Source organism: Dehalobacterium formicoaceticum (genome assembly GCF_002224645.1).
Lineage (GTDB): Bacteria > Bacillota > Dehalobacteriia > Dehalobacteriales > Dehalobacteriaceae > Dehalobacterium > Dehalobacterium formicoaceticum.
Genome location: NZ_CP022121.1, coordinates 1183937 through 1208531 on the forward strand (window position 1 = coordinate 1183937; position 24595 = coordinate 1208531).

Annotated in this window: 25 protein-coding genes and 2 pseudogenes; 23 read left to right on the top strand and 4 right to left on the bottom strand. The window is 44.0% G+C overall.

The window, feature by feature from the left end:
• The first annotated feature begins 37 nt into the window (after positions 1-37).
• From CEQ75_RS05860 to rpsI, 8 genes are all read left to right on the top strand, one after another.
• Positions 38-985 carry a DNA-directed RNA polymerase subunit alpha gene (locus CEQ75_RS05860; RefSeq protein ID WP_089609497.1) on the top strand — a complete coding sequence of 316 codons (948 nt, stop codon included), beginning with the start codon at positions 38-40 and terminating at the stop codon, positions 983-985.
• A gap of 27 nt (positions 986-1012) precedes the next feature.
• Entirely contained in the window at positions 1013-1351 is a 339-nt protein-coding gene (rplQ, locus tag CEQ75_RS05865; protein ID WP_089609498.1) for a 50S ribosomal protein L17, read from the top strand.
• Between the two features lie 108 nt (positions 1352-1459).
• Positions 1460-2287 (top strand): energy-coupling factor transporter ATPase, encoded by an 828-nt coding sequence (locus CEQ75_RS05870; RefSeq protein WP_089609499.1) that lies wholly within the window; start codon positions 1460-1462, stop codon positions 2285-2287.
• Complete coding sequence (locus tag CEQ75_RS05875) at positions 2272-3132, top strand: energy-coupling factor transporter ATPase (RefSeq protein ID WP_089609500.1); 861 nt, start codon at positions 2272-2274, stop codon at positions 3130-3132. Before CEQ75_RS05870 ends, CEQ75_RS05875 begins: the two co-directional genes overlap by 16 nt.
• Positions 3129-3929 (top strand): energy-coupling factor transporter transmembrane component T family protein, encoded by an 801-nt coding sequence (locus tag CEQ75_RS05880; protein WP_089609501.1) that lies wholly within the window; start codon positions 3129-3131, stop codon positions 3927-3929. The genes CEQ75_RS05875 and CEQ75_RS05880 overlap by 4 nt, the downstream gene beginning before the upstream one ends.
• A complete protein-coding gene (gene truA, locus CEQ75_RS05885; protein ID WP_089609502.1) occupies positions 3929-4669 on the top strand; it encodes a tRNA pseudouridine(38-40) synthase TruA in 741 nt (246 codons plus the stop codon). Before CEQ75_RS05880 ends, truA begins: the two co-directional genes overlap by 1 nt.
• A 194-nt stretch (positions 4670-4863) precedes the next feature.
• Positions 4864-5286 (top strand): 50S ribosomal protein L13, encoded by a 423-nt coding sequence (gene rplM, locus CEQ75_RS05890; RefSeq protein ID WP_242965453.1) that lies wholly within the window; start codon positions 4864-4866, stop codon positions 5284-5286.
• A 30-nt stretch (positions 5287-5316) separates the two neighbouring features.
• On the top strand, positions 5317-5709 hold the full coding sequence (gene rpsI, locus CEQ75_RS05895; protein ID WP_089609504.1) for a 30S ribosomal protein S9: 393 nt from the start codon (positions 5317-5319) through the stop codon (positions 5707-5709).
• A 53-nt stretch (positions 5710-5762) separates the two neighbouring features.
• On the opposite strand, the gene CEQ75_RS05900 is transcribed toward rpsI, so the two are convergent.
• A complete protein-coding gene (locus CEQ75_RS05900; protein WP_338032001.1) occupies positions 5763-7160 on the bottom strand; it encodes an MFS transporter in 1398 nt (465 codons plus the stop codon).
• A 312-nt stretch (positions 7161-7472) separates the two neighbouring features.
• Between CEQ75_RS05900 and moaC the strand changes: the two genes are divergently transcribed.
• The 6 genes from moaC to CEQ75_RS05930 all read left to right on the top strand — a co-directional run bounded on the left by moaC (position 7473) and on the right by CEQ75_RS05930 (position 12271).
• Positions 7473-7970 (top strand): cyclic pyranopterin monophosphate synthase MoaC, encoded by a 498-nt coding sequence (gene moaC / locus CEQ75_RS05905; RefSeq protein ID WP_089609505.1) that lies wholly within the window; start codon positions 7473-7475, stop codon positions 7968-7970.
• Positions 7958-8458, top strand: coding sequence for a molybdopterin adenylyltransferase (gene mog, locus CEQ75_RS05910; protein ID WP_089609506.1), 501 nt, complete (start codon positions 7958-7960; stop codon positions 8456-8458). The genes moaC and mog overlap by 13 nt, the downstream gene beginning before the upstream one ends.
• Before the next feature lie 85 nt (positions 8459-8543).
• The gene (locus CEQ75_RS05915) at positions 8544-9254 is read left to right on the top strand and encodes an N-acetylmuramoyl-L-alanine amidase (protein ID WP_242965385.1); all 711 of its coding nucleotides are present in this window, start codon (positions 8544-8546) and stop codon (positions 9252-9254) included.
• Positions 9255-9429: 175 nt separating this feature from the next.
• The gene (amrA, locus tag CEQ75_RS05920) at positions 9430-10782 is read left to right on the top strand and encodes an AmmeMemoRadiSam system protein A (protein WP_089609507.1); all 1353 of its coding nucleotides are present in this window, start codon (positions 9430-9432) and stop codon (positions 10780-10782) included.
• A gap of 59 nt (positions 10783-10841) precedes the next feature.
• Positions 10842-11702: an AmmeMemoRadiSam system radical SAM enzyme gene (gene amrS, locus CEQ75_RS05925; protein ID WP_089609508.1), complete on the top strand. Its 861-nt coding sequence runs from the start codon at positions 10842-10844 to the stop codon at positions 11700-11702.
• Positions 11703-11779: 77 nt separating this feature from the next.
• Complete coding sequence (locus tag CEQ75_RS05930) at positions 11780-12271, top strand: YajQ family cyclic di-GMP-binding protein (RefSeq protein WP_198306641.1); 492 nt, start codon at positions 11780-11782, stop codon at positions 12269-12271.
• Between the two features lie 38 nt (positions 12272-12309).
• Here CEQ75_RS05930 and CEQ75_RS18275 read toward each other — a convergent pair whose 3' ends face one another.
• The gene (locus CEQ75_RS18275) at positions 12310-12474 is read right to left on the bottom strand and encodes a hypothetical protein (RefSeq protein WP_157677347.1); all 165 of its coding nucleotides are present in this window, start codon (positions 12472-12474) and stop codon (positions 12310-12312) included.
• A 172-nt stretch (positions 12475-12646) separates the two neighbouring features.
• On the opposite strand from CEQ75_RS18275, the gene argC reads away from it, so the two are divergent.
• The 8 genes and pseudogenes from argC (at position 12647) to larAH6 (ending at position 22687) form a co-directional block, all read left to right on the top strand.
• A complete protein-coding gene (gene argC / locus CEQ75_RS05935) occupies positions 12647-13687 on the top strand; it encodes an N-acetyl-gamma-glutamyl-phosphate reductase (RefSeq protein ID WP_089609510.1) in 1041 nt (346 codons plus the stop codon).
• Positions 13688-13735: 48 nt separating this feature from the next.
• A pseudogene (argJ, locus tag CEQ75_RS05940) lies at positions 13736-14961 on the top strand (bifunctional glutamate N-acetyltransferase/amino-acid acetyltransferase ArgJ).
• Between the two features lie 20 nt (positions 14962-14981).
• Positions 14982-15887, top strand: coding sequence for an acetylglutamate kinase (gene argB / locus CEQ75_RS05945; RefSeq protein WP_089609511.1), 906 nt, complete (start codon positions 14982-14984; stop codon positions 15885-15887).
• A gap of 59 nt (positions 15888-15946) precedes the next feature.
• Positions 15947-17134, top strand: a complete 1188-nt coding sequence (locus CEQ75_RS05950) for an acetylornithine transaminase (protein WP_157677348.1) — start codon at positions 15947-15949, stop codon at positions 17132-17134.
• Between the two features lie 44 nt (positions 17135-17178).
• Positions 17179-18381 carry an argininosuccinate synthase gene (locus CEQ75_RS05955; protein ID WP_089609512.1) on the top strand — a complete coding sequence of 401 codons (1203 nt, stop codon included), beginning with the start codon at positions 17179-17181 and terminating at the stop codon, positions 18379-18381.
• A 303-nt stretch (positions 18382-18684) separates the two neighbouring features.
• Positions 18685-20442 (top strand): formate--tetrahydrofolate ligase, encoded by a 1758-nt coding sequence (locus CEQ75_RS05960; RefSeq protein ID WP_089609513.1) that lies wholly within the window; start codon positions 18685-18687, stop codon positions 20440-20442.
• Between the two features lie 202 nt (positions 20443-20644).
• Positions 20645-21370: pseudogene (pylD, locus tag CEQ75_RS05965) on the top strand (3-methylornithyl-N6-L-lysine dehydrogenase PylD); the annotation flags it as partial.
• Positions 21371-21427: 57 nt separating this feature from the next.
• Positions 21428-22687 (top strand): nickel-dependent malate racemase, LarAH6 family, encoded by a 1260-nt coding sequence (larAH6, locus tag CEQ75_RS05970; protein ID WP_089609515.1) that lies wholly within the window; start codon positions 21428-21430, stop codon positions 22685-22687.
• Positions 22688-22789: 102 nt separating this feature from the next.
• Here the strand turns inward: larAH6 and CEQ75_RS05975 are convergent, their stop codons facing one another.
• Together CEQ75_RS05975 and CEQ75_RS05980 are read right to left on the bottom strand one after the other, a co-directional pair.
• Positions 22790-23086, bottom strand: coding sequence for a hypothetical protein (locus CEQ75_RS05975; RefSeq protein ID WP_198306642.1), 297 nt, complete (start codon positions 23084-23086; stop codon positions 22790-22792).
• 81 nt (positions 23087-23167) lie between these two features.
• Complete coding sequence (locus CEQ75_RS05980) at positions 23168-23587, bottom strand: hypothetical protein (RefSeq protein WP_089609517.1); 420 nt, start codon at positions 23585-23587, stop codon at positions 23168-23170.
• A 159-nt stretch (positions 23588-23746) separates the two neighbouring features.
• Here CEQ75_RS05980 and CEQ75_RS05985 point away from each other — a divergent pair, with 159 nt between their 5' ends.
• A complete protein-coding gene (locus CEQ75_RS05985) occupies positions 23747-24541 on the top strand; it encodes a hypothetical protein (protein ID WP_089609518.1) in 795 nt (264 codons plus the stop codon).
• Positions 24542-24595 lie beyond the last annotated feature (54 nt).

Genomic DNA, 24595 nt, shown 5'->3' on the forward strand with positions numbered 1-24595 from the left:
CATTTTAGATCAGGTGTCCAAGAAGGAGGGCGAATAAATGCTGGAAATTGAAAAGCCCAAAATTCAATGCATCGAAATGGTGAATGATAAGACGTATGGGAAATTTGTAGTAGAACCACTGGAGAGAGGTTATGGGATAACGCTGGGTAATTCCTTACGCCGTGTGCTTTTATCTTCTCTCCCCGGAGCTGCCGTTACTGCCGTTAAAATTGACGGCGTGCTCCATGAATTTTCAACAATTCCTGGTGTGGTAGAGGATACGACAGACATTATTCTTCAGCTCAAAGGTCTTTCCGTGAAAATGCATTCTGATGAACCGAAGCAAATCTATATTGAAGTTGACGGTCCTGCGGATGTTACCGGCGAAGACATTAAGGGAGATCCGGATGTGGAGATTCTTAATCCGGAACACCATATTGCCACCCTGGATGACTCGGGACATATCTTTATGGAAATTACTGTAGAAAAGGGCAGAGGCTATCAGTCGGCAGAGAAGAATAAGAAAGAGGAACATGTGATCGGGGTCATTCCGGTGGATTCTCTTTTTTCTCCTGTGACCAAAGTAAACTATCAGGTGGAAGACACTCGGGTGGGACAACAAACGGACTTTGATAAGCTGACCTTGGAGGTTTGGACGGACGGAACCATCGCCCCTGATGAGGCGATTAGTTCCAGTGCCAAGATCATCAATGAATACCTGAAGTTGTTTATCGGCTTAACTGAGACCATTGCCGACGAAGTCACCATGGTTGAAAAAGAAGAAGAGAAAAAGGATAAACTTTTGGAGTTGACTATTGAAGAACTGGATTTGTCGGTTCGTTCCTATAACTGTTTGAAGAGAGCCGGCATCAATACTGCTCAGGAATTAATTCAACGCACCGAAGAGGATATGATGAAAGTGCGTAACTTGGGCAGAAAGTCCCTGGAAGAAGTCGAAGAGAAGTTGACGGAACTGGGACTCAGTTTGAGGAAAAGCGACGAATAATCAATCTCTGGCAAAGGAGGCTTAGATATGGCATATCGTAAACTGGGGAAAACCAGCAGCCACCGACGGGCAATGTTTAGAAATCTTGCCACGTCCTTGTTGGATAAAGAACGCATAACAACCACAGAACCAAAAGCCAAGGAACTGAAGAGCATCGCAGATAAAATGATTACCTTAGGTAAAAAAGGAGATCTGGCTTCCAGACGTAGAGCGCTCGCCTATTTGATGGATGAAGATGTGGTCACTAAGTTATATGCTACCCTTGCTCCCCGCTATCAGGATCGGCAAGGCGGGTATACGAGAATTATTAAAATGGAAAAAAGACGCGGGGATGCAGCGCAAATGGTTCTGATCGAGTTAGTGTAATTCCGGAACCACAATGTATGGTGAAGTTAGAGTCAGGAGTTAGGGTTCCTGGCTTTACTTTTTCTTTTTTTAATTGTTTGAGAGGGTACATGCAAGGGAGGGGACTGCTTGATTTCCATTAAAGATTTATCTTATGCATATAAAACGGCCCAGGGAAATAGCAAGGCCCTGGACAAGATTAATCTGGAGATCCATAAAGGAGAATGGTTAGCGATCATTGGCCCTAATGGATCAGGAAAATCCACCCTGGCACGTCATTTAAATGCCCTTCTTTTACCTGATGAAGGCAGCATAGCAGTAGAAGGTATGGATACCAGGATATCTGAAATGATCTGGAAAATCAGACAAAAGGTAGCCTTTGTTTTTCAAAATCCTGACAATCAGCTGATTGCCACTACTGTGGAAGAAGATGTTGCTTTTGGCCCGGAAAATCTCGGTTTTCCTCCTGATAAAATTGAGGAAAGGGTTTCCTTTGCTCTTCAGGCGGTAGGGATGGAAGAACATCGGGCAGCGGCGCCCCATCTTTTATCAGGGGGTCAAAAACAAAGAGTTGCCATTGCCGGGGCGCTTGCGATGAATCCGGGTTATCTGGTCATGGATGAAGCCACATCCATGTTGGATCCCCGGGGCCGTAAAGAAGTCATAGAGACGCTACGGAAGCTAAATCAGGATATAGGACTGACCATCATCTATATTACTCATTTTATGGAAGAAGTGGTCTATGCCCATCGGACTGTAGTGATTGAAAAAGGACAAATCACCCATATGGGAACACCGCAGGAAATATTTTCCCTAGGGGATCTTTTATCCGAGAGTGGGTTAGATGTGCCGGAAATTATGATTTTGGCAGCTAAACTGAAGCAAAGGGGTTGGCTCTCATCCGGGGAGATTCTGACCTTAGATGAAATGGTGGCAGAGCTATGTCAATTGAAATAAAAAATCTATCTTATATTTATTTGCCCGGGACGCCCTATGAAAAAAAAGCCCTGAATCAGATCAACCTGAGTATTAAAGCAGGGGAGTTTATTGGTCTGATCGGTCATACCGGATCCGGCAAGTCTACCTTAGCGCAACATTTTAATGGTTTACTGAAGCCTTCTTCCGGCTCGATTGAAGTTGAGCGTCGCAATCTTTGGGCCGGTAAAAAGCCGCCCAAAGATATTTGCGGGAAAGTAGGTTTGGTTTTTCAATATCCGGAGTATCAGTTGTTTGCGGAAACGGTTTATGAGGATGTAGCTTTTGGACCCTTAAATTTGGGCTTCCCTCAAAGAGATATCGCTGAGATTGTGCAGCATGCTTTGGAAAGTGTTGGGCTGGACTATCTTCTCTTTAAAGATAAATCTCCTTTTTCTTTAAGCGGAGGGGAGAAAAGAAGAGTCGCCATTGCCGGTGTTATGGCGATGAATCCGGATATCCTGGTTTTGGATGAGCCGACTGCGGGTCTTGACCCGGTTGGCCGCAAAGAAATCATCCGGCTCATACATCATTTTTTCCAACAAAAAGGCAAAACGGTGATCTGGATCTCCCATAACATGGATGAAATTGCCAGATTGGTGAATCGTTTGATTGTGATGGTTCAAGGAAAGATCTTGATGGATGGGTCACCCCAAGAGGTGTTTTCCCGGGAGAAGGAATTAATGGAGGTTGGATTAGCGATTCCTGCGGCATCATCATTAGTACGCAGATTGAAGGAACAGGGTAAACCGATACCGGGAAAGGCTATTACAGTGGATCAAGCTTTTCAGGAAATTGCGATGTGGCTGGAGGGTGGAGTCAAATGATGAAAAATTTCACCATTGGACAATATTATCCCGCAAAGTCGCTCATTCATGGTTTAGATCCCCGTACCAAAATTATTGGCGTTTTTTTATTTATCATCGCCTTGTTTTTTGCGGATGATTATTATAGTTATATCGTTGCCCTGGCGTTCTCATTATTTCTGATCCTGGTCTCCAGAGTTCCCATCAAGACCTTACTTAGAGGAATTAGACCGATTATTATCTTTGTGATTTTAACCGCAATGATTCACGTTTTTTTAACTCCGGGAACGGAGCTTTGGCGCTGGAAGTTTTTAAAGGTGACAGAGGAAGGCTTAAACCAGGCACTCTTTATGGCTTGTCGTTTAATCTTGCTGGTGGGCGTTTCATCTCTTCTGACCTTAACCACCACCCCAATTTCCCTTACGGATGGGATGGAGAAACTACTCGGTCCTTTCAAAAAAATCGGACTGCCGGCCCACGAATTGGCGATGATGATGTCCATTGCCTTAAGATTCATCCCGACATTGTTGGAGGAAACGGATAAGATCATGAAAGCGCAGGTATCCCGAGGAGCGCAGTTCGCTTCCGGAAATTTGATGCAAAGAAGCAAGGCTTTAATTCCTTTGATGGTTCCTTTGTTTATCAGTGCTTTTAAAAGAGCGGAAGAGTTGGCTTTGGCCATGGAGGCCAGAGGCTATCATGGGGGAGAAGGTCGTACGAAAATGCGGGTTTTAAGAATGAAGCACACAGATGGGATTGCGCTCAGTCTGATGCTGATCTATTTTCTCTATATGATATTTTATTGGTGGAGAGGATAATGCGAAATATCAAACTATTGATTGAATATGACGGAACCAATTATATCGGATGGCAAAGTCAACCTAGTTATCAGGGCAAAAATATTCAAGGAATCATTGAAGCGGGGATCCGGAAAATGGTGCATCACGAAGTGCGTTTGAATGCGGCGGGTCGTACGGATGCCGGAGTTCATGCCCGGGGTCAGGTAGCTAATTTTTTTACAGAAAGCTTAATTCCTGCAGAGCGTTTTCCTTGGGCTTTAAAAGGGATTTTGCCCTATGACATCGTGGTCAAAGCAGCCTGTGATGTCCCGGAAGATTTTCATGCCCGATATCATGCCACAGAAAAAACTTACCGTTATGTGATACGCCGGGCAGCTTTACCTGATGCTTTTGACTGGAAATATGGTTACCATTTTCCCTATCCGCTGAATATTTCGGAAATGGAGCAAGCTGCCCGTTTTTTTCTGGGAACCCATGATTATCGTTCTTTTTGTGCCAAAGGAAGCCCGGTGAAAAAATTTGTCCGCACGGTAACAAGAGCGGAACTGATTCATGATGGAGATTATCTCTATTTTGATGTCACGGCAAAGGGATTTTTGTACCACATGGTACGGATCATGGTAGGAACCTTAGTTGAGATCGGACGGGGAAGATGGCAGGCGGAGGATATTAAAAGAATTTTGGCAAAGAAAGAACGGAAATATGCCGGACCGACAGCCCTGGCCCATGGCTTGTATCTTCAGGAAGTAAAATATTAATCAAGATTGCAGTCTGAACTCTTGACAGGACTGGTTTATTTTATTAAAATGTTATTGTTTCTATTTATGCCTGTGATCTCCAGCCCCGTTGGTTATGGGTCAGACAATAGATGATCTGTATGAATCAGAATTTAAAGAATCCAGTATTAAAGGTAATCGGAAGGAATAAGGAGGGAAAAAGCGTGCAAACATACATGGCAACTCCCAAGGATATTGAGCGTAAGTGGTATATTCTTGATGCGGCTAATAAACCTCTTGGGAGAGTGGCAACGGAAGCCGCTCGCTTATTAAGAGGAAAGCATAAACCAATTTTTACACCCCATATGGATACAGGAGATCACGTCATTGTGATCAATGCTGAAAAGGTGGTCTTGACCGGTAATAAACTGACTCAAAAACGTTTATATCGTCATTCCGGTTTTCCCGGTGGCTTGAAATCTATTGATTATGCAACACTGTTAGCAACAAAACCCGAAAGAGCCATCGAAAAAGCTGTGAAAGGAATGATTCCTCATAATCGCCTGGGCAGTCAGGTGATGAAGAAGATTCGTATTTATCGCGGTGCGGAACATCCCCATACGGCTCAAATGCCGGAAGTTTGGAACTTTGAGGTTTAATAGAAAGATTTAGAAAGGAGGATGCGATAAGTGGCAGAGGCAAAATATTATGGTACAGGGCGGAGAAAAAACGCCATTGCGAAGGTTTGGATTGTACCTGGTGAAGGTCAAGTAGTTGTAAACGAGCGTCAGCTCGATCAATATTTTGGCAAAAAGACTTTGGAAATGATTGTGAAGCAGCCGTTAGAGCTGACCGGCACAATTTCCCGCTTTAATGTAATTGCAAGGGTGCGTGGGGGAGGAACCACCGGACAAGCTGGTGCTGTTAAACATGGGATCGCCCGTGCACTGGTGCAGGCGGATGCCGGACTAAGACCGAAGTTAAAGGCAGCCGGTTTTATGACCCGTGATCCCCGGATGAAAGAAAGAAGAAAATATGGTTTGAAGAAAGCCCGTAAAGCAAGCCAATTTTCCAAACGTTAATATTTTTTGTAGTTCAAAGACCATGGAGAAGTCCATGGTCTTTTTGCGTGCCTTTACAGCGGTTGGTTGCCTGCCTGGACAGGCTGTTTTTTGCCTCTGGCCCATGAAGCAAAGATTCCTACGAAGCAGATCAGGGCAAAGACGGCAAAAGAAGTCTTGGTAGATGTCAGCAGGCTGCCATATAAGCTGGGTGAGAGCTGGGCATCGCCTAAATAGACGGACATGATTAAGGTAACTATCGCCATACTTACCGCTTGGCCTGTCATTCTCATGGTGGCCAAGGTAGAAGAGGCAATACCGGAATAACGTATTTCCACGGAACTCATCACGGCGTGGGTATTGGGTGAAGAAAACAAGGCGAAGCCGATACCCAAGAAAATCAAATCTAGAATCAGCAGCCAAACAGGTGTAGATGGAGTAAGAAAACTTAAAGGAATTAAACCAACGGTGGTAATTACCATGCCCAGAGTTGCCAGTACCCGGGGTTCAATTCGGTCGGACAAGGAGCCGCTAAATGGAGAAAGTAATGCCATGATCACCGGTTGAGAGAGCAGAATCAGGCCGGATACCTGAGAATCATAGCCCTGAATTTCCTGAAGATAAAGAGAGAGCAGAAAGCCTAAGGCAAAGGTGGCACTATAACTGATAAAAGCCGCTAAGTTGGAAAAGGCAAAGGTGATATTCTTAAATAAGGACAGGTATAGAATCGGATGCTGAATTCTGACTTCATAAAAGCCAAAGACCAGGAGAATAATAAAACCGGCCAGAAATACAAATTTTGCTGCCGGGCTGGTAGTCATGGCAGAGATGCCATACATGAAAGCAGTAATCCCAAGAACATAAAGGAATGAACCCACACGGTCAAATTTTTCCCCTGCTGCACCGTGCCATTCCCCTTTCAGCCCGAAGGCAGTAAAAAGCACAACGATCAAAGCTAAGATAGAGGTAAATATGAAAATAGACTGCCAACCAAATTGATGATTTAAGAAGCCGCCGATAGCCGGACCAAAAGAAAGACCTGTATATACCGCGGCCACACTGATGCCGAATACTCTGCCGCGTTCTTGAGGTGAAAAAACAGAAGTCAGAATTGCCATGTTGGTGGAAAAGATCATTCCCGCCCCAATCCCCTGGATGATGCGAAATAGTATCAGGCTCGCCATGGACCAGGCGAAACCGCACATAAGGGAGGAAAGGAAAAATACGTTTACTCCCAGCAAGAAAATTTTCCTGCGCCCTACAATATCCCCTAAACGGCCAAATGGCACCAAAAAAGCGGCGCAAGCCAGAAGATAGCTGGTCGCTACCCAGCTTAAAGAGGTGGTACTGCTTTGGAATTCATTTCCAATAGCAGGAATAGCCAGATTAATGGCGCTGCCGGTAATTGCTGTCAAAAAAGAAGCTAATGTTACCGCTAACAAGGTATATTTTTTAATGGATTGATCCTCCACGATTTTCTCACTCCTTAGGTTAAATGTTTTTTTTGAAACTGATATTATCATAATATATTTTTTGCAGAAAATCCATCTAAGATTGATCTGATAACTAACCGGCACCAAGATCTCCCGCTTCTTAGACGGTGGGATAACTTTTTCTTTGCATCAGAAGGCATAAAAGCTTCATCAAATGCTAAGAATGCTGTTTATAATTACGCCTTATTAAGATAGAATAGAGATGAAACCATCATAGGATAAAGATGAGCGGGAATATCCGATGCTGTTTATGAAAAAAGAATTGATGTATGTTTTTAAGGAGGAAATATTTTGAAGGAATTTACCCATATCAATGAACAGGGCCGGGCCAAGATGGTGGATGTCAGCCAAAAGGATGATACGATCCGAATCGCCGTTGCTCGGGGAGAAGTGCGGATGCATAGAAAAACCCTTTCTTTAATTAAAACGGGGGGGATTGCGAAAGGAGATGTTTTAGCTGTCGCCCAGATTGCCGGGATTATGGGGGCAAAAAAGTCACCGGATTTGATTCCTATGTGTCATCCTTTGTTACTAACGGGGATTGACATGTCTTTTTTTATCAATGAAGAGGAAAGTAAGGTGGAAATCCAAGCCTCGGTTAAGCTTACCGGGAAAACAGGGGTAGAAATGGAAGCTTTAACGGCAGTATCCATTGGTGCCCTTACAATTTACGATATGTGTAAAGCGGTGGATAAAGGAATGGAAATCCAAAATATTAGATTGGTCAGTAAATCCGGCGGTAAAAGCGGAGATTTTCTGCGGAAGGGGGAAAAACTATGGGAAGTGTAATTACAGTAGGTATTATCACAGCCAGTGACAAAGGATCCAAGGGGGAAAGAGAAGATTTAAGCGCTCCGGTGATCAGAGAATTGGTACAATCTATCCAAGGGCAGGTAATAGCTTACGATATGGTGGCAGATGAGCAAAGATTGTTAGAGGATAAAATGAAGGAATATGCCGACGAAAAAAAATTGGATCTGGTTTTTACGACGGGAGGGACCGGTTTTGCGTCACGGGATGTGACACCGGAAGCTACACGGGCGGTAGTGGAGCGGTTGGTACCCGGCATAGCAGAGGCGATGCGTTGGGAGAGCTTAAAAATCACGCCCAAGGCCATGCTTTCCAGGGCGGTAGCAGGAATCAGAGGAGGCACCCTGATTATCAACCTGCCGGGAAGTCCTAAAGCGGTAAGGGAATGCTTGGAAACCATTTTACCGGCGTTGTCCCATGGCATAGAAATTCTAAAAGGGGAAGCAGGAGAATGCGCCCGTAGTTGATCTGAACGAGGTCATTTCCTAAGATTGATGTCTATCTCCCCCTCGGACTGCATAAATATTTAAAGAAGGTTCGGGGGGTGTGATCATGCAATTTGTTTTCTTTCGTACTTTTAAGCTGCCAAAGTATATTATTCCTTCGATGGTGCTCATTATTGCCTTGGGTATGATCATTTCTTTTTCCGCATTTTATCAGTACATGAACAGAGAAAGAGCGGTTATTTCCTTGTCTTTGGTGCATCAGGTCGTTGTGGTGGATGCCGGTCATGGGGGCATTGATCCCGGGGCCGTTGGTCCTGCAGGTACCTTGGAAAAGGATATTAATTTAGCAGTTGCCAAGAGATTATGTGATAATTTGAGTCAGGCCGGTGCCATTGTAATTATGACCAGGGAAGATGATCAAAGCTATAGTAATATAAAAAAGACGGATTTAGATGCCCGTATTGCTTTAGCCGAAAAACACCAGGCTCAGGTCTTTATCAGCATCCAGGGCAATGCGCTGAAGTCTTCCCGCTGGTCAGGGGCTCAAACCTTTTATCATCCCGGTTCCAAAGAAGGGGAAAGACTGGCGGTTTGTATTCAGGATGAAATGGGGCGGATTCTAAAGAATACCAAGAGAAAAGCCCTCCCCCATACCGAGGCATATATTTTACGCCAGTTATCCATGCCTACAGTGGTTGTAGAGGTAGGTTTTATTTCCAATCCTGAAGAAGAAAAAATGCTTAATGATCCTCAATATCAAGGAAAACTGGCCTGGGCTATTTACTCCGGTCTGGCCAAGTATTTTACGGAAGAATAAACCTACCTGCTTGATTGATGGATACCCAAAGGGCAGCTCAAGGATGAGAAGTGCTTTTGGGTTATTTTTGTTTTCAAATGGGGAAAATTAGGTTATGATTAGGTTATGATTAGATTAATATAAAAATGGCAGGAAAGGATCTATTGAGCCAAAAATACTGTGGGGAGGCGATTTGATGAGTTTGATCAAAGGTATTATTTCCCCGCACCCTCCGATTATTGTTCCTGAGGTGGGTGGGGAGGAAAGAAAAAAGGCCCGGCAAACAATTGATGGGATGGAGAAAATGGCTTTAGCGGTCAAAGAGGCCGGACCGGAGCTAATTATTTTTGTCACACCTCATGGCACGGTTTTTCGGGATGCCTTTTCGATATCCTTGCAGAACCCTTTGCAAGGGGATTTTCAGTCCTTTGGGGCAGGACAAGTTCGTTTTCATGAAGTGAATGACCGCCCTATGGGAGAGGAAATTATCCGTTTGGCTGCCGGACAGGGCATGCCGGTGGTTGGTCTTGATGCTGACACAGCCCAAAAATACGGTATCTCTTTAAAGCTGGATCACGGCATCACCGTTCCTTTATATTTCCTGAAAAAAAACGGCATTGAATGCCCGATTTTACCTATCTCCATCGGATTTTTATCCTTTCAAGAGCATTATCAATTCGGCATGATCATCCGTCAGGCGATCAAAAACCTGGCACGACGTACGGTGTTTGTAGCCAGCGGTGATCTTTCCCATCGATTAACCCAGGATGCCCCAGCCGGATATCATCCCCAAGGTGAAAAATACGATCGTCTATTAATTAACCTTCTAAAAAAGAAAGACGTAACAGGGATTTTGGATCTTGACCCGGGATTTGTGGAGCAAGCGGGAGAATGTGGACTGCGTTCTTTCATTATGCTATTGGGTGCTTTGGACGGCTTGGATTTTGATTTTTATGATTTTTCTTATCAAGGTCCTTACGGTGTGGGCTATCTGGTAGGAGAAATTATTCCCGCTTCACCTCACGAAGAGCGGAAAGCAAAAGAAAGTCCGCCTGTGGCATTGGCTCGATTAGCTTTAGAGACTTATATCAATGAAGGAAAGGGGATAGATCCTCCGCCAAATCTGCCCGAAATTTTGTTAAAGAAGGCCGGGGTTTTTGTTACCTTGAAAATTAGGGGACAGCTGCGGGGTTGTATTGGAACCATCGAACCCACTCAGGAAAACATGGCTGGGGAAATTATTCAAAATGCCCTTCATGCGGGAACGCAGGATCCCAGATTTCCTCCCGTGACTAAAGGGGAGTTGAAAGATTTGACCTATTCGGTAGACATGCTTTATCCGCCGGAGCCAATTACTGGCCTTGAGGAACTGGATCCGCAAAAATACGGTGTTATCGTGCGGCATGGCTATCGGTCCGGTCTTCTATTACCTCATTTAGAGGGTATCGATACGGCTGAAGAGCAAGTGGACATCGCCCGTCAAAAAGCAGGGATTAAGAAAGGTGAAGCCATGCAGTTGGAAAGATTTGAAGTGGTGCGTTATTTTTAATGAAGAAACTCAGGACTAGAAGATCATGCTTAACCATGTAGAAGAAAGGAAGAGTTGGCATGAAAGAAGCGCTGTATTATCGGATCCAGGAAAAAAATCAGATCCTTTGTGAGTTATGTCCCCGCAGCTGTATTATAAAACCGGGGGCACGAGGGTTTTGCCGTGTCAGGGAAAACAGGGATGGAGTGCTCTTCAGCCTGAATTATGGCCAGGTAACTGCATTGGCTTTGGATCCCATTGAAAAGAAACCTCTTTATCACTTCTTACCCGGAAGTAAAATTCTTTCCGTGGGTACCTTTGGATGCAATTTTCATTGTGGTTTCTGTCAGAATTGGCAGATTGCCCATCAAAGCACGGCAGGTGAGTATGTAACACCGGAAAAACTGGCATCCTTGGCGGTGGAAATGGTGCCAAAAGGATCGATTGGTATCGCCTATACCTATTCGGAACCCCTGATGTGGTATGAGTATGTTCTGGCGGCTGCTCAAAAGGTACAGGAGGCGGGCTTAAAAAATGTTTTGGTGACTAACGGTTATATTCAGGAGGAGCCCTTCCGGAGCTTGTTGCCATATATCGATGCCCTCAACATTGATGTGAAGGGCTTTACGGAGGAGTTTTATCAAAAGGTTGTAAAAGGAAAACTAGCCCCGGTGCTGAAAAGTGCGGAGACGGCTTACCGGGAAGGAAAACACCTGGAGCTTACCACCTTGCTTATTCCCGGGTTGAACGACAGCGAAAAAGAAATCGAAGCTTTGGTCAATTGGATATCCGCTAATTTGGGGACAGAGGTGCCTGTGCATTTTTCCCGTTATTTTCCTCAGTATCAGATGGACATCCCTCCTACGCCGATTGAGACCATGTATCGGGCCAGGGAAATCGCCGGGAAAAAGTTAAAACATGTTTACTTGGGAAATGTATAAGTGATAGAATGAGGATGATTCAGAAACAGTAAAGTTAAATAGGGGAAAAATAATTTTTTAAGAGGAGGATGAGATCATTGGCTAAGGATGAATCCTTTGATATTGTTTCCACGGTAGATATGCAGGAAGTGGATAATGCTGTCAATCAAACCAAAAAGGAAATCAGTCAAAGATATGATTTTAAAAACAGTAAAGCTCAAATCACATTGGAGGAAGAAGGCATTAAAATCATTGCCGAGGATGATTTTAAGCTGCGCAGTATGATTGATGTTTTGCAAACGAAAATGATTAATCGTAAGGTGCCGGTAAAAAACCTTGATTTGGGGAAGGTTGAAGATGCCTCTGGCGGGATGATGCGTCAGACCATTAAGATCCAACAAGGGATCGAGATGGAAAAGGCACGCCAGGTGGTTAAGGATATCAAAAACATGAAAATTAAGGTCCAAGCCCAGATCATGGGGGATCAAGTACGGGTTTCCGGAAAAAATCGTGATGATCTCCAGAAGGTAATCCAGTTTTTAAAACAACAGGATTACCAGATTGAACTGCAGTTTATTAATTACCGATAAAGGAAAAAGCTTGAAGAGCTTTTTCCTGGTTTTTTCTTTTAGAGTGTAAGGCTAAAGGCAGTTTCCGAACTTCTGGTTAATGTTTTTTGACTGATTCTTTTCCCGTAATCCCGAGGGTATTTTCTTTTATTAATCGGCAGAGAAAGGGAATCATTTTCTCCGGTGCCTAAACGATAAGGGGAATCACAAATGAGATCAAACATCTTTTTCCTCCTGTTTGGTATCATCATATTAAAACTATTTTCCCCAATATTAAATTAAATAAGCAATTTCTTTCATCACCCCAAAATCAAGGATTGATAAATTATACATGATAATGTATAATTATAATATAGAAAATTACAGCATAAATTGTTATTGTTAGGGGGCCAGTCAATGATTAAAGTCAGTGTCATTGGAGCAACCGGATATGCAGGAGTGGAGTTAATCAGATTATTGGTTTTACATCCTGATGTGAAATTGAGCTGCCTGACTTCAAAAACATATGCCGGGCAAAAGATCCAGGAAGTGTATCCTCATTTAAACGGGTTGCTGGATCATGAATTACAGGAACAAAATGATGAAGAGATCGGCGCTGTTTCCGATGTGGTTTTTTTAGCACTGCCCCATGGACATGCCGTTTCTACTGCCCAAAAGATCTGCCAAGCAGGGAAAAAAGTGATTGATTTGGGGGCGGATCTCCGTTTTAGGGATACGGATATTTATGAAGAATGGTATCATGTCAAACATGAAAATCCTGCTCTTTCACAAGAAGCTGTTTATGGTTTGCCGGAAATCAATCGGGGAAAAATTAAAGAAGCACAAGCCGTAGGCAATCCGGGCTGTTATCCCACCAGTGCCATTCTGGCAATGTATCCTTTGATCAAGGAAGGATTGATCGATTTAAACACCATCATTGTGGATTCAAAATCCGGGATCTCAGGTGCCGGCAGAAATGCTGTGATCACCAGTCTCTATGGAGAAAGCGCGGAGAATTTAAAGGCATATAATGTAGGAAAACACCGCCATACCCCGGAAATTGAACAGGCTTTGGGAGAAGCGGCGGGAAAAGAGGTACTCATTTCCTTTACACCTCATTTAATCCCCATGACCAGGGGGATTTTAACCACTGCCTATGCCACTCTAAACCAGGAAGGCGCTGTCAGGAACCTCCATGATCTCTATCAAAGCTATTATCAAGATGAATATTTTGTGCGATTACATCAACCGGGCATTTGGCCTCAAACTAAATGGGTAACAGGAACAAATTTCTGTGATTTGGGCTTGATGGCAGATCCCCGCACCAACCGGGTGATTGTAACTGCTGTGATCGATAATTTAGTGAAAGGTGCGGCAGGTCAGGCGGTACAAAACATGAATATTTTATTCAATTTGCCGGAAAAGGCAGGTTTGGAACAGGTGCCTCTTTATCCCTAATCATCAGGATCAATTGAAATTCACTTCATGATAGAAGGAGGTCGAAAAATGGCAATCACGGTAATTTCCGGCGGTGTTACAGCGGCACAAGGATTTCAAAGTGCCGGGATCCATGCTGGAATCAAAAAAGTTCCAAGAAAAAACCGGATGTAGCTGTGATCTTTTCTGAGGTTCCGGCTGCTGCAGCGGGGGTTTATACTCAGAATCGCGTAAAGGCGGCCCCGGTGGTCCTCACGCAAAAAACAGCGGCTATGGGCCAAGGACAGGCGATTGTGGTCAACAGTGGTAATGCCAATGCCTGTACCGGTGAGGAAGGGGCCCAAAGCGCCCGTTTAATGGCAGCTTGGACTGCCCAAGGGTTAGGCATTGAGGAAGGGTTGGTGATGGTTGCTTCTACAGGTGTGATCGGTCAGCAATTACCCCGGGATATTATTCAAAGCGGGATCAAAAATGCGGTTGATCATCTCTCACCGGAGGGCGGTCATGAGGCCGCACTGGCGATTATGACTACAGATCTTTTCAGTAAAGAGATTGCTGTTCAATTTTCTCTGGGGGATAAAACAGTAACCTTAGGGGGAATGAGTAAAGGATCCGGGATGATTCATCCTAATATGGCAACGATGCTGGGTTTTATCACTACAGATGCTTCCATTGAACCGGAGATTCTGCAAAAATCATTGAAAAAGGCTGTGGACAAATCCTTTAATATGATTTCCGTAGACGGAGATACCAGTACCAATGATATGACTCTTATCCTGGCTAACGGCCTGGCCGAAAATAAAACCATTGAAAGTGACGGAGCCTTATTGGAACAGTTTCAGGAAGCCCTGGACTATGTTTGCATTGCGTTAGCCAAGATGATAGCTCAGGATGGGGAAGGAGCTTCCAAGCTCTTAGAGGTTCAGGTGCAAAATGCCTTAAGTGAGGCAGATGCGAGACTTGCAGCCAAAGCTGTCATTTCCTCCAGTTTGGTAAAATCTGCTTTCTTTGGCGAGGATGCTAACTGGGGTAGAATTTTATGTGCAGTAGGGTACTCGGAAGCGAATATGGATCCGGATCGGGTCGAGATATTTTTGGAGAGTGCTGCCGGCAGGATCCAGGTGGCGGATCAAGGCACCGGGTTGCTCTTTAATGAGGAAGATGCGAAAAAAATTCTTCAGGAAAAGGAAATCCAGGTCATCATTGATCTTCATCAAGGGTCCCAGGGGGCAGTTGCCTGGGGGTGTGATTTGACCTACGATTATGTTAAAATTAACGCTGACTATAGAACATAAAAGAAAGGTTTTAGGTGAGGATGCAGGATTCTAAGTATACTCCTTTGGAGCGAGCTCAAGTTTTAATAGAAGCTTTACCCTATATCCGGAGGTTTCACGGCAAAACGGTGGTGATCAAATATGGCGGCAGCGCTATGCTCAGTGACGAATTAAAAAAAGCAGTGATGAACGATGTGATCCTTATGAAATTAGTAGGCATGAACCCTATTCTGGTCCATGGGGGCGGTCCTGAAATTAATCACTTTCTAAAAAGACTGGATATCAAGTCGGAATTTGTCAATGGGCTGAGGGTCACGGATGAACCCACGATGGAAGTGGTAGAAATGGTTTTGGTGGGCAAGGTAAACAAAGAAATCGTCGCTCAAATCAACCGGCTGGGCGGTCATGCCGTAGGTTTATGCGGTAAAGATGGTCAAATGATTTTGGCCCGTAAGCAGTATGAATGGACAAAAGACGCTGACGGCCGGGAAACTATGGTGGATATTGGTTCCGTTGGTGAAGTGGAAAAGATCAACACGGGTATTATTGAAAGCATCATGGAGACCAATGGTTACATTCCGGTGATCGCACCCATTGGGGCAGGGGTGAATGGTGAAAGTTATAATATTAATGCCGACCTGGTAGCAGGAGAAATTGCCGGAGCTCTAGGGGCGGAGAAGTTGATTCTCTTAACAGATGTAGAAGGGATTTTCTATGATCTTCAAGATAAATCTTCCATCCTCTCTGTCATCAAAACCAGTGAAATTGATCAGCTGATGCAGGATGGAATTATTGCCGGGGGGATGATTCCCAAAGTGAAGTGCTGTATAAGGGCATTGGAGGCGGGAGTACAGGGAACCCATATTATTGACGGACGGTTACCCCACAGTATTTTATTGGAGTTATTCACCGATAAGGGAATTGGCACGATGGTGGAGAAAGATTAAGATTAAGGTAAGGTAATTAAAGTAAAGCATCAGGGTGTATTGTCAAGGAGGCGTTTTTTTTGAATAATCAAGAGTGGACACAGGAAGGCCAAAAATATGTGATGAATACATACGGACGATTGCCTTTGGCCATTGTGCGGGGAAAAGGGGCTGTCGTCTGGGATGCAGATGGCAAGGAATATTTGGATTTTGTTGCCGGTATTGCCGTTAATAATCTGGGCCATTGTCACCCTAAGGTGGTTCAGGCAGTGAAGGATCAAGCGGAAACCTTGCTCCATTGTTCTAATCTATACTGGATAGAACCTCAGATTAAGTTAGCAAAAATGTTGGTCAACAATTCTTGTTTTGATAAGGTTTTCTTTTGCAACAGCGGAGGGGAAGCCAATGAGGGAGCTATTAAACTAGCTCGCAAATATGCGAAAAAACATATGGGCACAGATAAATACGAAATCATTACCATGAAGCAATCCTTTCATGGCCGGACCTTAGCCACCCTTACAGCTACGGGACAGGAAAAATATCATCAAGGATATGAGCCTTTGCCGGCAGGTTTCTCATATTCCCCTTTCAATGATTTGGAAGCCTTGAAAAAAAATATTGGACCCCATACATGTGCTGTGCTTCTGGAGCCGGTGCAGGGCGAGGGGGGAGTCGTACCCGGGCAGGATGACTTTATTAAAGGAGTCCGGAAGCTCTGTGATGAAAACAAGCTTCTTTTTATCGTTGATGAGGTTCAGTGCGGCTTGGGGCGTTCGGGAAAACTTTTTGCTTATGAGCATTATGATATTGAACCGGATATCATGACCTTGGCCAAGGCTTTAGGGGGAGGAGCTCCCATTGGTGCACTCCTGGCCAAAGAAGAGGTGGCCGGGGCTTTTCAACCGGGAGATCACGCGGCAACTTTTGGCGGCAATCCTTTGGTCACAGCGGCCGGAGTGGCGACCTTGACGGTCATGCTGGAAGAGGATCTGGCGCAAAATGCTCATATGGCAGGAGAATATTTTATTTGTAAATTGGAAGCATTAAAAAAGAAGTATCCTTTTATAAAGGAAATTCGGGGCAAAGGCTTAATGATTGGTGTGGAATGTGAAAAAGAGGTAGCCGGAATTATCAATGATTGCTTAGCAAAGGGATTATTGATCCTAAGTGCCGGACCGAAGGTACTGAGATTTCTGCCCCCCCTGAACATTACCTTTAGTCAGATTGATCAAGCCATGGAGATCCTGGAATCGGCTTTAGCCAATTGAAACATTTAAAAGAGCAGGATTTCATCAAGAAGGAGGAACTAGATATGTCAAAAAAAGTAGTACTTGCCTATTCAGGAGGTTTGGATACCTCCATTATCATTCCCTGGCTCAAGGAAACTTACGGATATGAAGTCATTGCCATGGCGGCTGATGTGGGGCAGGGTGAAGAGTTGGAGCCCCTTCAGGAAAAAGCGATTAAAACCGGGGCCAGTAAAATCTATATCGAAGACATGAAGGAAGAATTCATTACTGATTTTATTTATCCCACCCTCAAAGCGGGTGCTGTCTATGAAAGAAAATATCTTTTAGGTACATCCTTTGCCCGTCCTTTAATTGCCAAGCGTTTAGTTGAAATTGCCCGGGCAGAAAGGGCAGAGGCCATTGCCCATGGGGCTACAGGAAAAGGAAATGATCAGGTGCGTTTTGAATTAACGGTGAAGGCTTTGGCTCCGGATTTAAAAATCATTGCTCCCTGGCGAGAATGGAATATTCGTTCCCGAGAAGATGCCATTGATTACGCGGAAGCCCGGGGCATATCCGTACCTGTAACTAAAAAAAGACCGTACAGTATGGATCGCAATCTCTGGCATCTCAGTCATGAAGGGGCCGACCTGGAGGATCCTTGGAATGAACCTTTACAAGACCTTTATATGATTATCACTCCTCCAGAAAAAGCACCGGATCAAGCTACTTACGTGGAAATTGAATTTGAAAATGGCATTCCCATAGCTGTGGATGGAAAAGCCCAAAAACCTTTGGAATTAATGAACTATCTCAATCAGGTGGCTGCCGTTAATGGCGTGGGGATAACAGATATGGTCGAAAACCGTTTGGTTGGCATGAAATCCAGAGGCGTCTATGAAACACCCGGCGGTACAGTTCTTTATGCCGCCCATCAGGAATTGGAATATCTGTGCCTGGATCGGCAAACGATGCATTTTAAAGAAATCTTAAGCGGTAAATATGCGGAATTAGTTTATGATGGTGTGTGGTATTCTCCTTTAAGGGAAGCCATGGATGCTTTTGTGGACAAAACCCAGGAAGTTGTCACCGGTGTGGTGCGGATGAAACTATATAAAGGAAATTGTACCCCTGCCGGCGCCAAGAGCCCCTATTCCTTGTATAATGAGGAATTTGTTACTTTTGGTGAGGATGAAGTCTATAATCAAAAAGATGCCGAGGGCTTTATCAATCTCTTTGGCTTACCATTAAAGGTGCGGGCATTGATGAAACAAGGAAAAAAATAAAAAGTATAATGTATTTTTTGGGGAGCATACTAACCAGGTAAAAAAAATTTTTTCAATTAAAGGAATTTAAGATTCAATGGCGAATGTTCTATATGGTGGAATTTGAAGGAAAATGCTTGTTTTGTCTTGATCCCAACTTCTGCAAATGTGAATGAACGAATCATTGAAAGCTTTAGATCGTTGTAAATTTTCTACATATCTCATGGAACAGTGGCAGAAGAGCGGGACTTGAGCAAAAACCAGTGTCTTACAAAGCATCCATAAACAAGAACTAGAATGAAGGTAATGAAAGGGGCGGAATATATGCTTGATCCAGTAGAATTTAAAGATTGGCAGATTGCTGAAGAAGCAGAAAAATCAATGCTTTCTCCGGAACAATGGAGAGATAAATTGGGTCTCACCAATGAGGAGCTTATTCCTTATGGCAAAACACCTAAATTAGACTTTATCAAAATTATGGATAGATTAAAAGATCGTCCTAATGGCAAATTTATTGAAGTAACAGCAATTACACCCACTCCCTTGGGAGAAGGAAAATCCACCACTTCTTTAGGCTTAATCGAAGGTTTAGGCAAAAGGGGGATGAATGTAGGCGGTTGTCTGCGTCAGCCTTCCGGCGGACCTACCATGAATGTAAAGGGAACTGCTGCAGGCGGCGGGAACGCTTTGTTGATTCCGATGACTGAATTCTCCTTAGGGTTAACCGGTGATATCAATGATATCCAAAATGCTCATAACCTCTGTATGGTTGCTTTAAATGCCAGAATGCAGCATGAAGCTAATTATTCTGATGAAGAATTGGCAAAACGCAACTTAAAGAGATTGGACATTGATCCCAAAAGAGTTGAAATGGGTTGGGTCATGGACTTTGCTGCTCAGGGACTCCGTAATATTATTATGGGTCTTGGCGGCAAAAGAGATGGTTTCATGATGTCCTCCAAATTTGCCATTACCGTTAGTTCTGAATTAATGGCTATTTTAGCTGTTGCTACCGACTTAAAAGACCTGCGGGAAAGAATCTCCAATATGATCGTCGCCTATGATAAATATGGCAATTATGTTACTGCCGGTGATTTGGAAGTAGACGGCGCCATGGCAGCATTCATGAGAAACACCATTAATCCTACTCTTTGCTATACAGTTGAACACCAACCGGTATTGGTTCATGCCGGTCCTTTTGCTAACATTGCCATCGGACAATCCTCCATCATTGGAGACCGTGTTGGACTTAAGATGTTTGACTATCATGTAACAGAGAGCGGTTTTGCTGCTGATATCGGATTTGAAAAGTTCTGGAACGTAAAGACTCGCTTAAGCGGCCTGGAGGCTAATGTTTCCGTATTAGTTGCCACAATCCGTGCTTTGAAGATGCATGGGGGCGGCCCGGCAGTTGTTCCCGGACGGCCGATTCCCGAAGAATATACCAAACAGAACATGGCATTAGTGGAAAAAGGCTGTGAAAACCTGCTCCATCACATGAAGAATATCAAGAAATCCGGCATTAATCCGGTGGTTTGCATCAACAGCTTTGCCACTGATACCAAAGAAGAAATTGCTCTGGTTAAGAAAATCGTTGAAGAAGCCGGCGGACGCTGCGCATTGTCTGAACACTGGAAATATGGCGGAGACGGTGCGCTGGAATTAGCTGATGCAGTTATGGATGCTTGTAAAGAACCTGTGGACTTCAAATATCTCTATCCCTTGGATATGCCTTTGCGTCAACGGGTTGATATCATTGCCAGAGAAGTATACGGTGCTGATGGTGTGGATTGGACTCCTGATGCTGAAGCAAAAGCAAAAGCCTTTGAAGCAGATCCTAAGTTCAATGATTTCCAAACCATGATGGTAAAATCCCATCTCAGCTTAAGCCACGATCCCACATTGAAAGGTGTGCCCAAGAATTGGAGATTGCCGATTCGTGACGTACTGGTATACGGCGGTGCTAAATTTATTTGTCCTATGGCCGGTGGAATTTCCATGATGCCGGGTACCGGTTCAGATCCCGGATTCCGAAGAATTGATGTAGATGTGAATACCGGTAAAGTGAGCGGCTTATTCTAAAATTAAAACGATTTGATATATTTCCCTTTTAATGGGAAAATATGAGACGGAAAGAGCCTTAATCATGGGATTAAGGCTCTTTTTTTACAGAAATGATCATTATCGTTAGAAGGAGTGGACCTATGACACGCTTAGTAGAAAATGATATCGCCGGTTTAGAACGTGAACTTGATGTTTATGAAGAAGAACTTCTCAAAAAACAGGTTTGAATTTATCGGAAGTTGCTTGTGCCGGAGGGAATATTACCATTCATGATCTTCGGAAGGCAGCACAAAGCTATCGCGTTGCAGTGGTTCCGATTACATCGGGAGAAGGCGTGATTGGAGGTTTTACTCAATTTGTCGCAAGCATTATCAGAAAAATGGGTTTTCAGGCAACGGTGACAGAGGAAACAGACGTTGCCGGGTTTTATGAAGGGGTATGCCAAGAAAACGAGATCATCTTTATGGCGGATGACAAGAAATTTATTGCTTTGAATCTGCGCACGAAAAAAGTGATTGACAATGGATATGGAACAGGCAGAGGTTTTGGGGCTGCTCTCGCCGGCATGGCTGATGGCTTGGCAGGACGAGAGGTTCTGGTCATTGGTTTTGGACCGGTAGGATCCAGTGCCGCAGAATATCTTTTGGAATCTGGAGCTAAGGTTGCTGTCTATGATCAAAATGAATTGAGGATGAAAGAAACTAAGAAGGATATGAAACAGGAACCCAACTTGAAACAGGCATTGAAAATATATGATTTTCTGATTGATGCCACTCCGGAGGGCGAATTTATCTCACCGGAGGATTTGACCGATCAAGCAATGATTGCTGCACCGGGTATTCCTCTGGGTCTTAATGCACAGGCCTTTGAGAAATATCGGGACAGAGTTATCCACGATCCCCTGCAAATCGGAGTTGCCACCATGCTTGCTTTAGCGGTGGGATAATTTAAATGCACTTCAATAATCATCAATTGGCATGTTTAGAAAAAAGGAGGGATTGGGATGGAGAATATTTCATTGGGATACGGAAATGGGTCGCAAACCGTGCAGATTCCTGAAGAAAACTTATTAGGCTGTTTAAAACCCCAAAACAAGCCTGCAGAGATCCCAGGGGAAGAGATGATTAAAAAGGCGTTGGCAAATCCCATCGGGACCGCACCTTTAGGTAAAATCGTCGCGCCAGGAGAGCGGGTTGCGATTATCATTAGTGATATCACGAGACCTTGTCCCAGTTTTCTGCTCCTGCCACCGGTATTGGAAGAACTAAATCAGGCAGGAGTAAAAGATGAGGATATTACCATCGTATCCGGATTAGGAGTGCATCGGCCTCATACGGCCGAGGAAATGAAAAAATTGGTAGGACCTCAGGTTTATGAACGTTTTAACTGCATCGATTCCTATGGCGGGGAAGGGGATTTTATCCAGGTGGGACAAAGCCGGATTGGAACTCCTTTTCAGGTTTTTCGACCTGTGGCAGAGGCTGCAAAACGAATATGCTTAGGTAACATCGATTACCATTATTTTGCCGGTTATAGCGGCGGGGTAAAAGCCCTGGTGCCGGGGGTGTGTACGCGAGCTACCATTCAGGCAAATCACCGGATGATGCTCCATCCCAAGGCAAAAGTGGGAATTATTGAAGGAAATCCCGTCCGGGCGGATATGGAGGAAGTGATAAATTACCTGTCCATCGATTTTATTCTCAACGTGGTTCTGGATGAAGAAAAGAACCTGATGGCGGCGGTGGCTGGGGATTTTATCCAAGCCCATCGGGCAGGATGCAAAATACTTGATCAAGCATATCGTCTGCCGATCCGTGAGTTAGCAGATATTGTGGTTACAAGCCCTCATGGTTTTCCCAAAGATATTAATGTCTACCAGGCACAAAAAGCATTAGATAATGCCAGATGGGCGGCAAAGGCGGGGGGAATTATTATTCTTGTGGCAGAATGCGGGGAAGGTTTGGGAGAGAGCACGTTTAGCCGCTGGATTGAGGAGGCGCATCGTCCCCAGGATGTTTTGAAACGCATCGCCCAGGATTTTCAATTGGGAGGCCATAAGGCTGCAGCAATTGCCGATATGGCAGAGCAATTCCGGATTTTCCTCGTTTCCACCTTGCCGGAAAAGACGGTACATAAATTATTTATGGAGCCTTTTCAGGAAGCAAATCAGGCTTTACAAGAAGCATTGCGCATCAAGGGAAGGGAAGCAAAAATTTGGGTGATGCCTACCGGTGGTACTACTTTGCCTCAATTAGTTGTTTGAATAATTCCTTAAATGGATTTGATGCATCGCCAACAAGATTTTAATGGTGGGTAAATTGATTAAAAAAGTAAAATAAGGGGCGCATAGCCCCTATTTTACTTTTTATTCTTCTTCCATGTAAGCTTCAGGAAAGTCGCAGACCCCTTTATTTGCCGTGGTGTTGTTTGCCAAAGCATTGATTACAGCAGCAATGGCTTTTTCTTTGACAGCTGATGCCAGAATCAAACATCTGAATAACTCAATCTTCTCCTCAACACAACGTCTGTTGTCATGCTTCAGCTCGTCCAAAACGCAGCAGACAAAGTCCGCCATACACTGGGCAATCTCAGCCTCAGCTTGGGCAATTTCTGAGAAAGCATTTTCCTTGTATCTGTTTGGGTTGTAGGTCAACTTAAACACGCTCCTATATTTTTTTATTTTATCAGACGGATCCATGGCTCCGTCTAACATTTTTGGCTCGGAAAATGGTGGTTGCAGATGCTATACTTCCTCGTCCGGTTCATGGTCCAAATCGGTATGTTCAGGTGTGCATTTTGTATGTTCATGTACGCATTTTTTTTCAGGGCAGCCTGGTTTTTTTGATGCTGCCAGAGAACTGGCGAGGGCCTTTTCTTTATCAGCACTGGCTTGAATAAATTTTGCCGCAAGGGTAACAATGTCTGTCAAATCATCCAGGTTTCGGGCACAATCAATTTCTTTTGACAGGCGCCGGACCACCTCACAGAAAAAGTTTCCTTCGCATTGAATGACGGTTCTCAGGTCCACGTCTTTTTTTTCCTGTTTCACCTGAGTTTGAGGGACTTCACAGGGAATATTAATTCCTGCGTCTAAACCTGGATCAAGGTTTTCATTCTGAACTTCATCCCGATAATAGTATCTTGCTTTCCGGCGTCTACGCATTTTTATGATCCTCCTTAAGAGCGGTGAGGAGAAAGCCCGTTTCCATTTCTGATATATAATATTATTGGTTCGTCCGGAAGGTGCCAGGTTATCCGACTTTTTTTGCATGAGATGATAATATTTTGGGAGAATAGTATTATCATGGGCAGGAGGCAGGGTATGTTTGGTTTGTTGTATACAGGGGACTTCTATCAATCGCAAACTGAATATCTGGTGGCCAGCACCTCAACGTATTTAGATCTATGCTATCAAAGCGCTTGTGCCATCTATGAATTGGCTTGGGAGAGCAAGGAATTACTGAAAACCAGGTGTTCTGAGCCGGAGAGACTTCCCATAGATCAGGTCTTAGATGAAAACATGGGAGCCAGGTATGAGGAATTGGCCATGCATTCCTGTACGACCAAGCTTTATGTCACCTTTTCCTTAGAATCTTTCATCAATTCCTTGATCCCTTATTTGATTAATCAGAGAATTTTAATTCATGTGGATGACGAAGTGAGAGATCTTGTTCTGCACAATATGAGCCGTTTATATGATCGGCTTAGTACTTTGGATAAATGGGAAGAGGTGGCCCAACAGTTTGGCCGGAAAAAACTGAATAAATATAGTGTCCTTTGGAAGAAAGTTTGCCGTCTCTATCGTTATCGGGATAGTATGGTACATGACAAACCGGTTTTTATTTTACGCAGCGGAGATGCCGTTCGCGTAAAACGCGGCATGCTTGCTCAGGTACAGAAAGAAGAAATTGAGCCCATGACCATCGCCCAATATATGAATGATGCTTATCAGGCTTGCAAGGCCCATGATGATATCATTCAAAAAATTTACGATATTCTTAGTGTGGAAAAAGAAGGGGAGCAAGCGATTTTTATATTACCAAGGAATTATCATCGTAAAATAAAAAATATTATTAAAAAGATCGAGGATTTGGAGCAGGAGATTAGCCAGGACTGATGAAAAGATCAATTATAAAGGAAATTTGAGTTTGATGTAGAACTTATCTAAGTT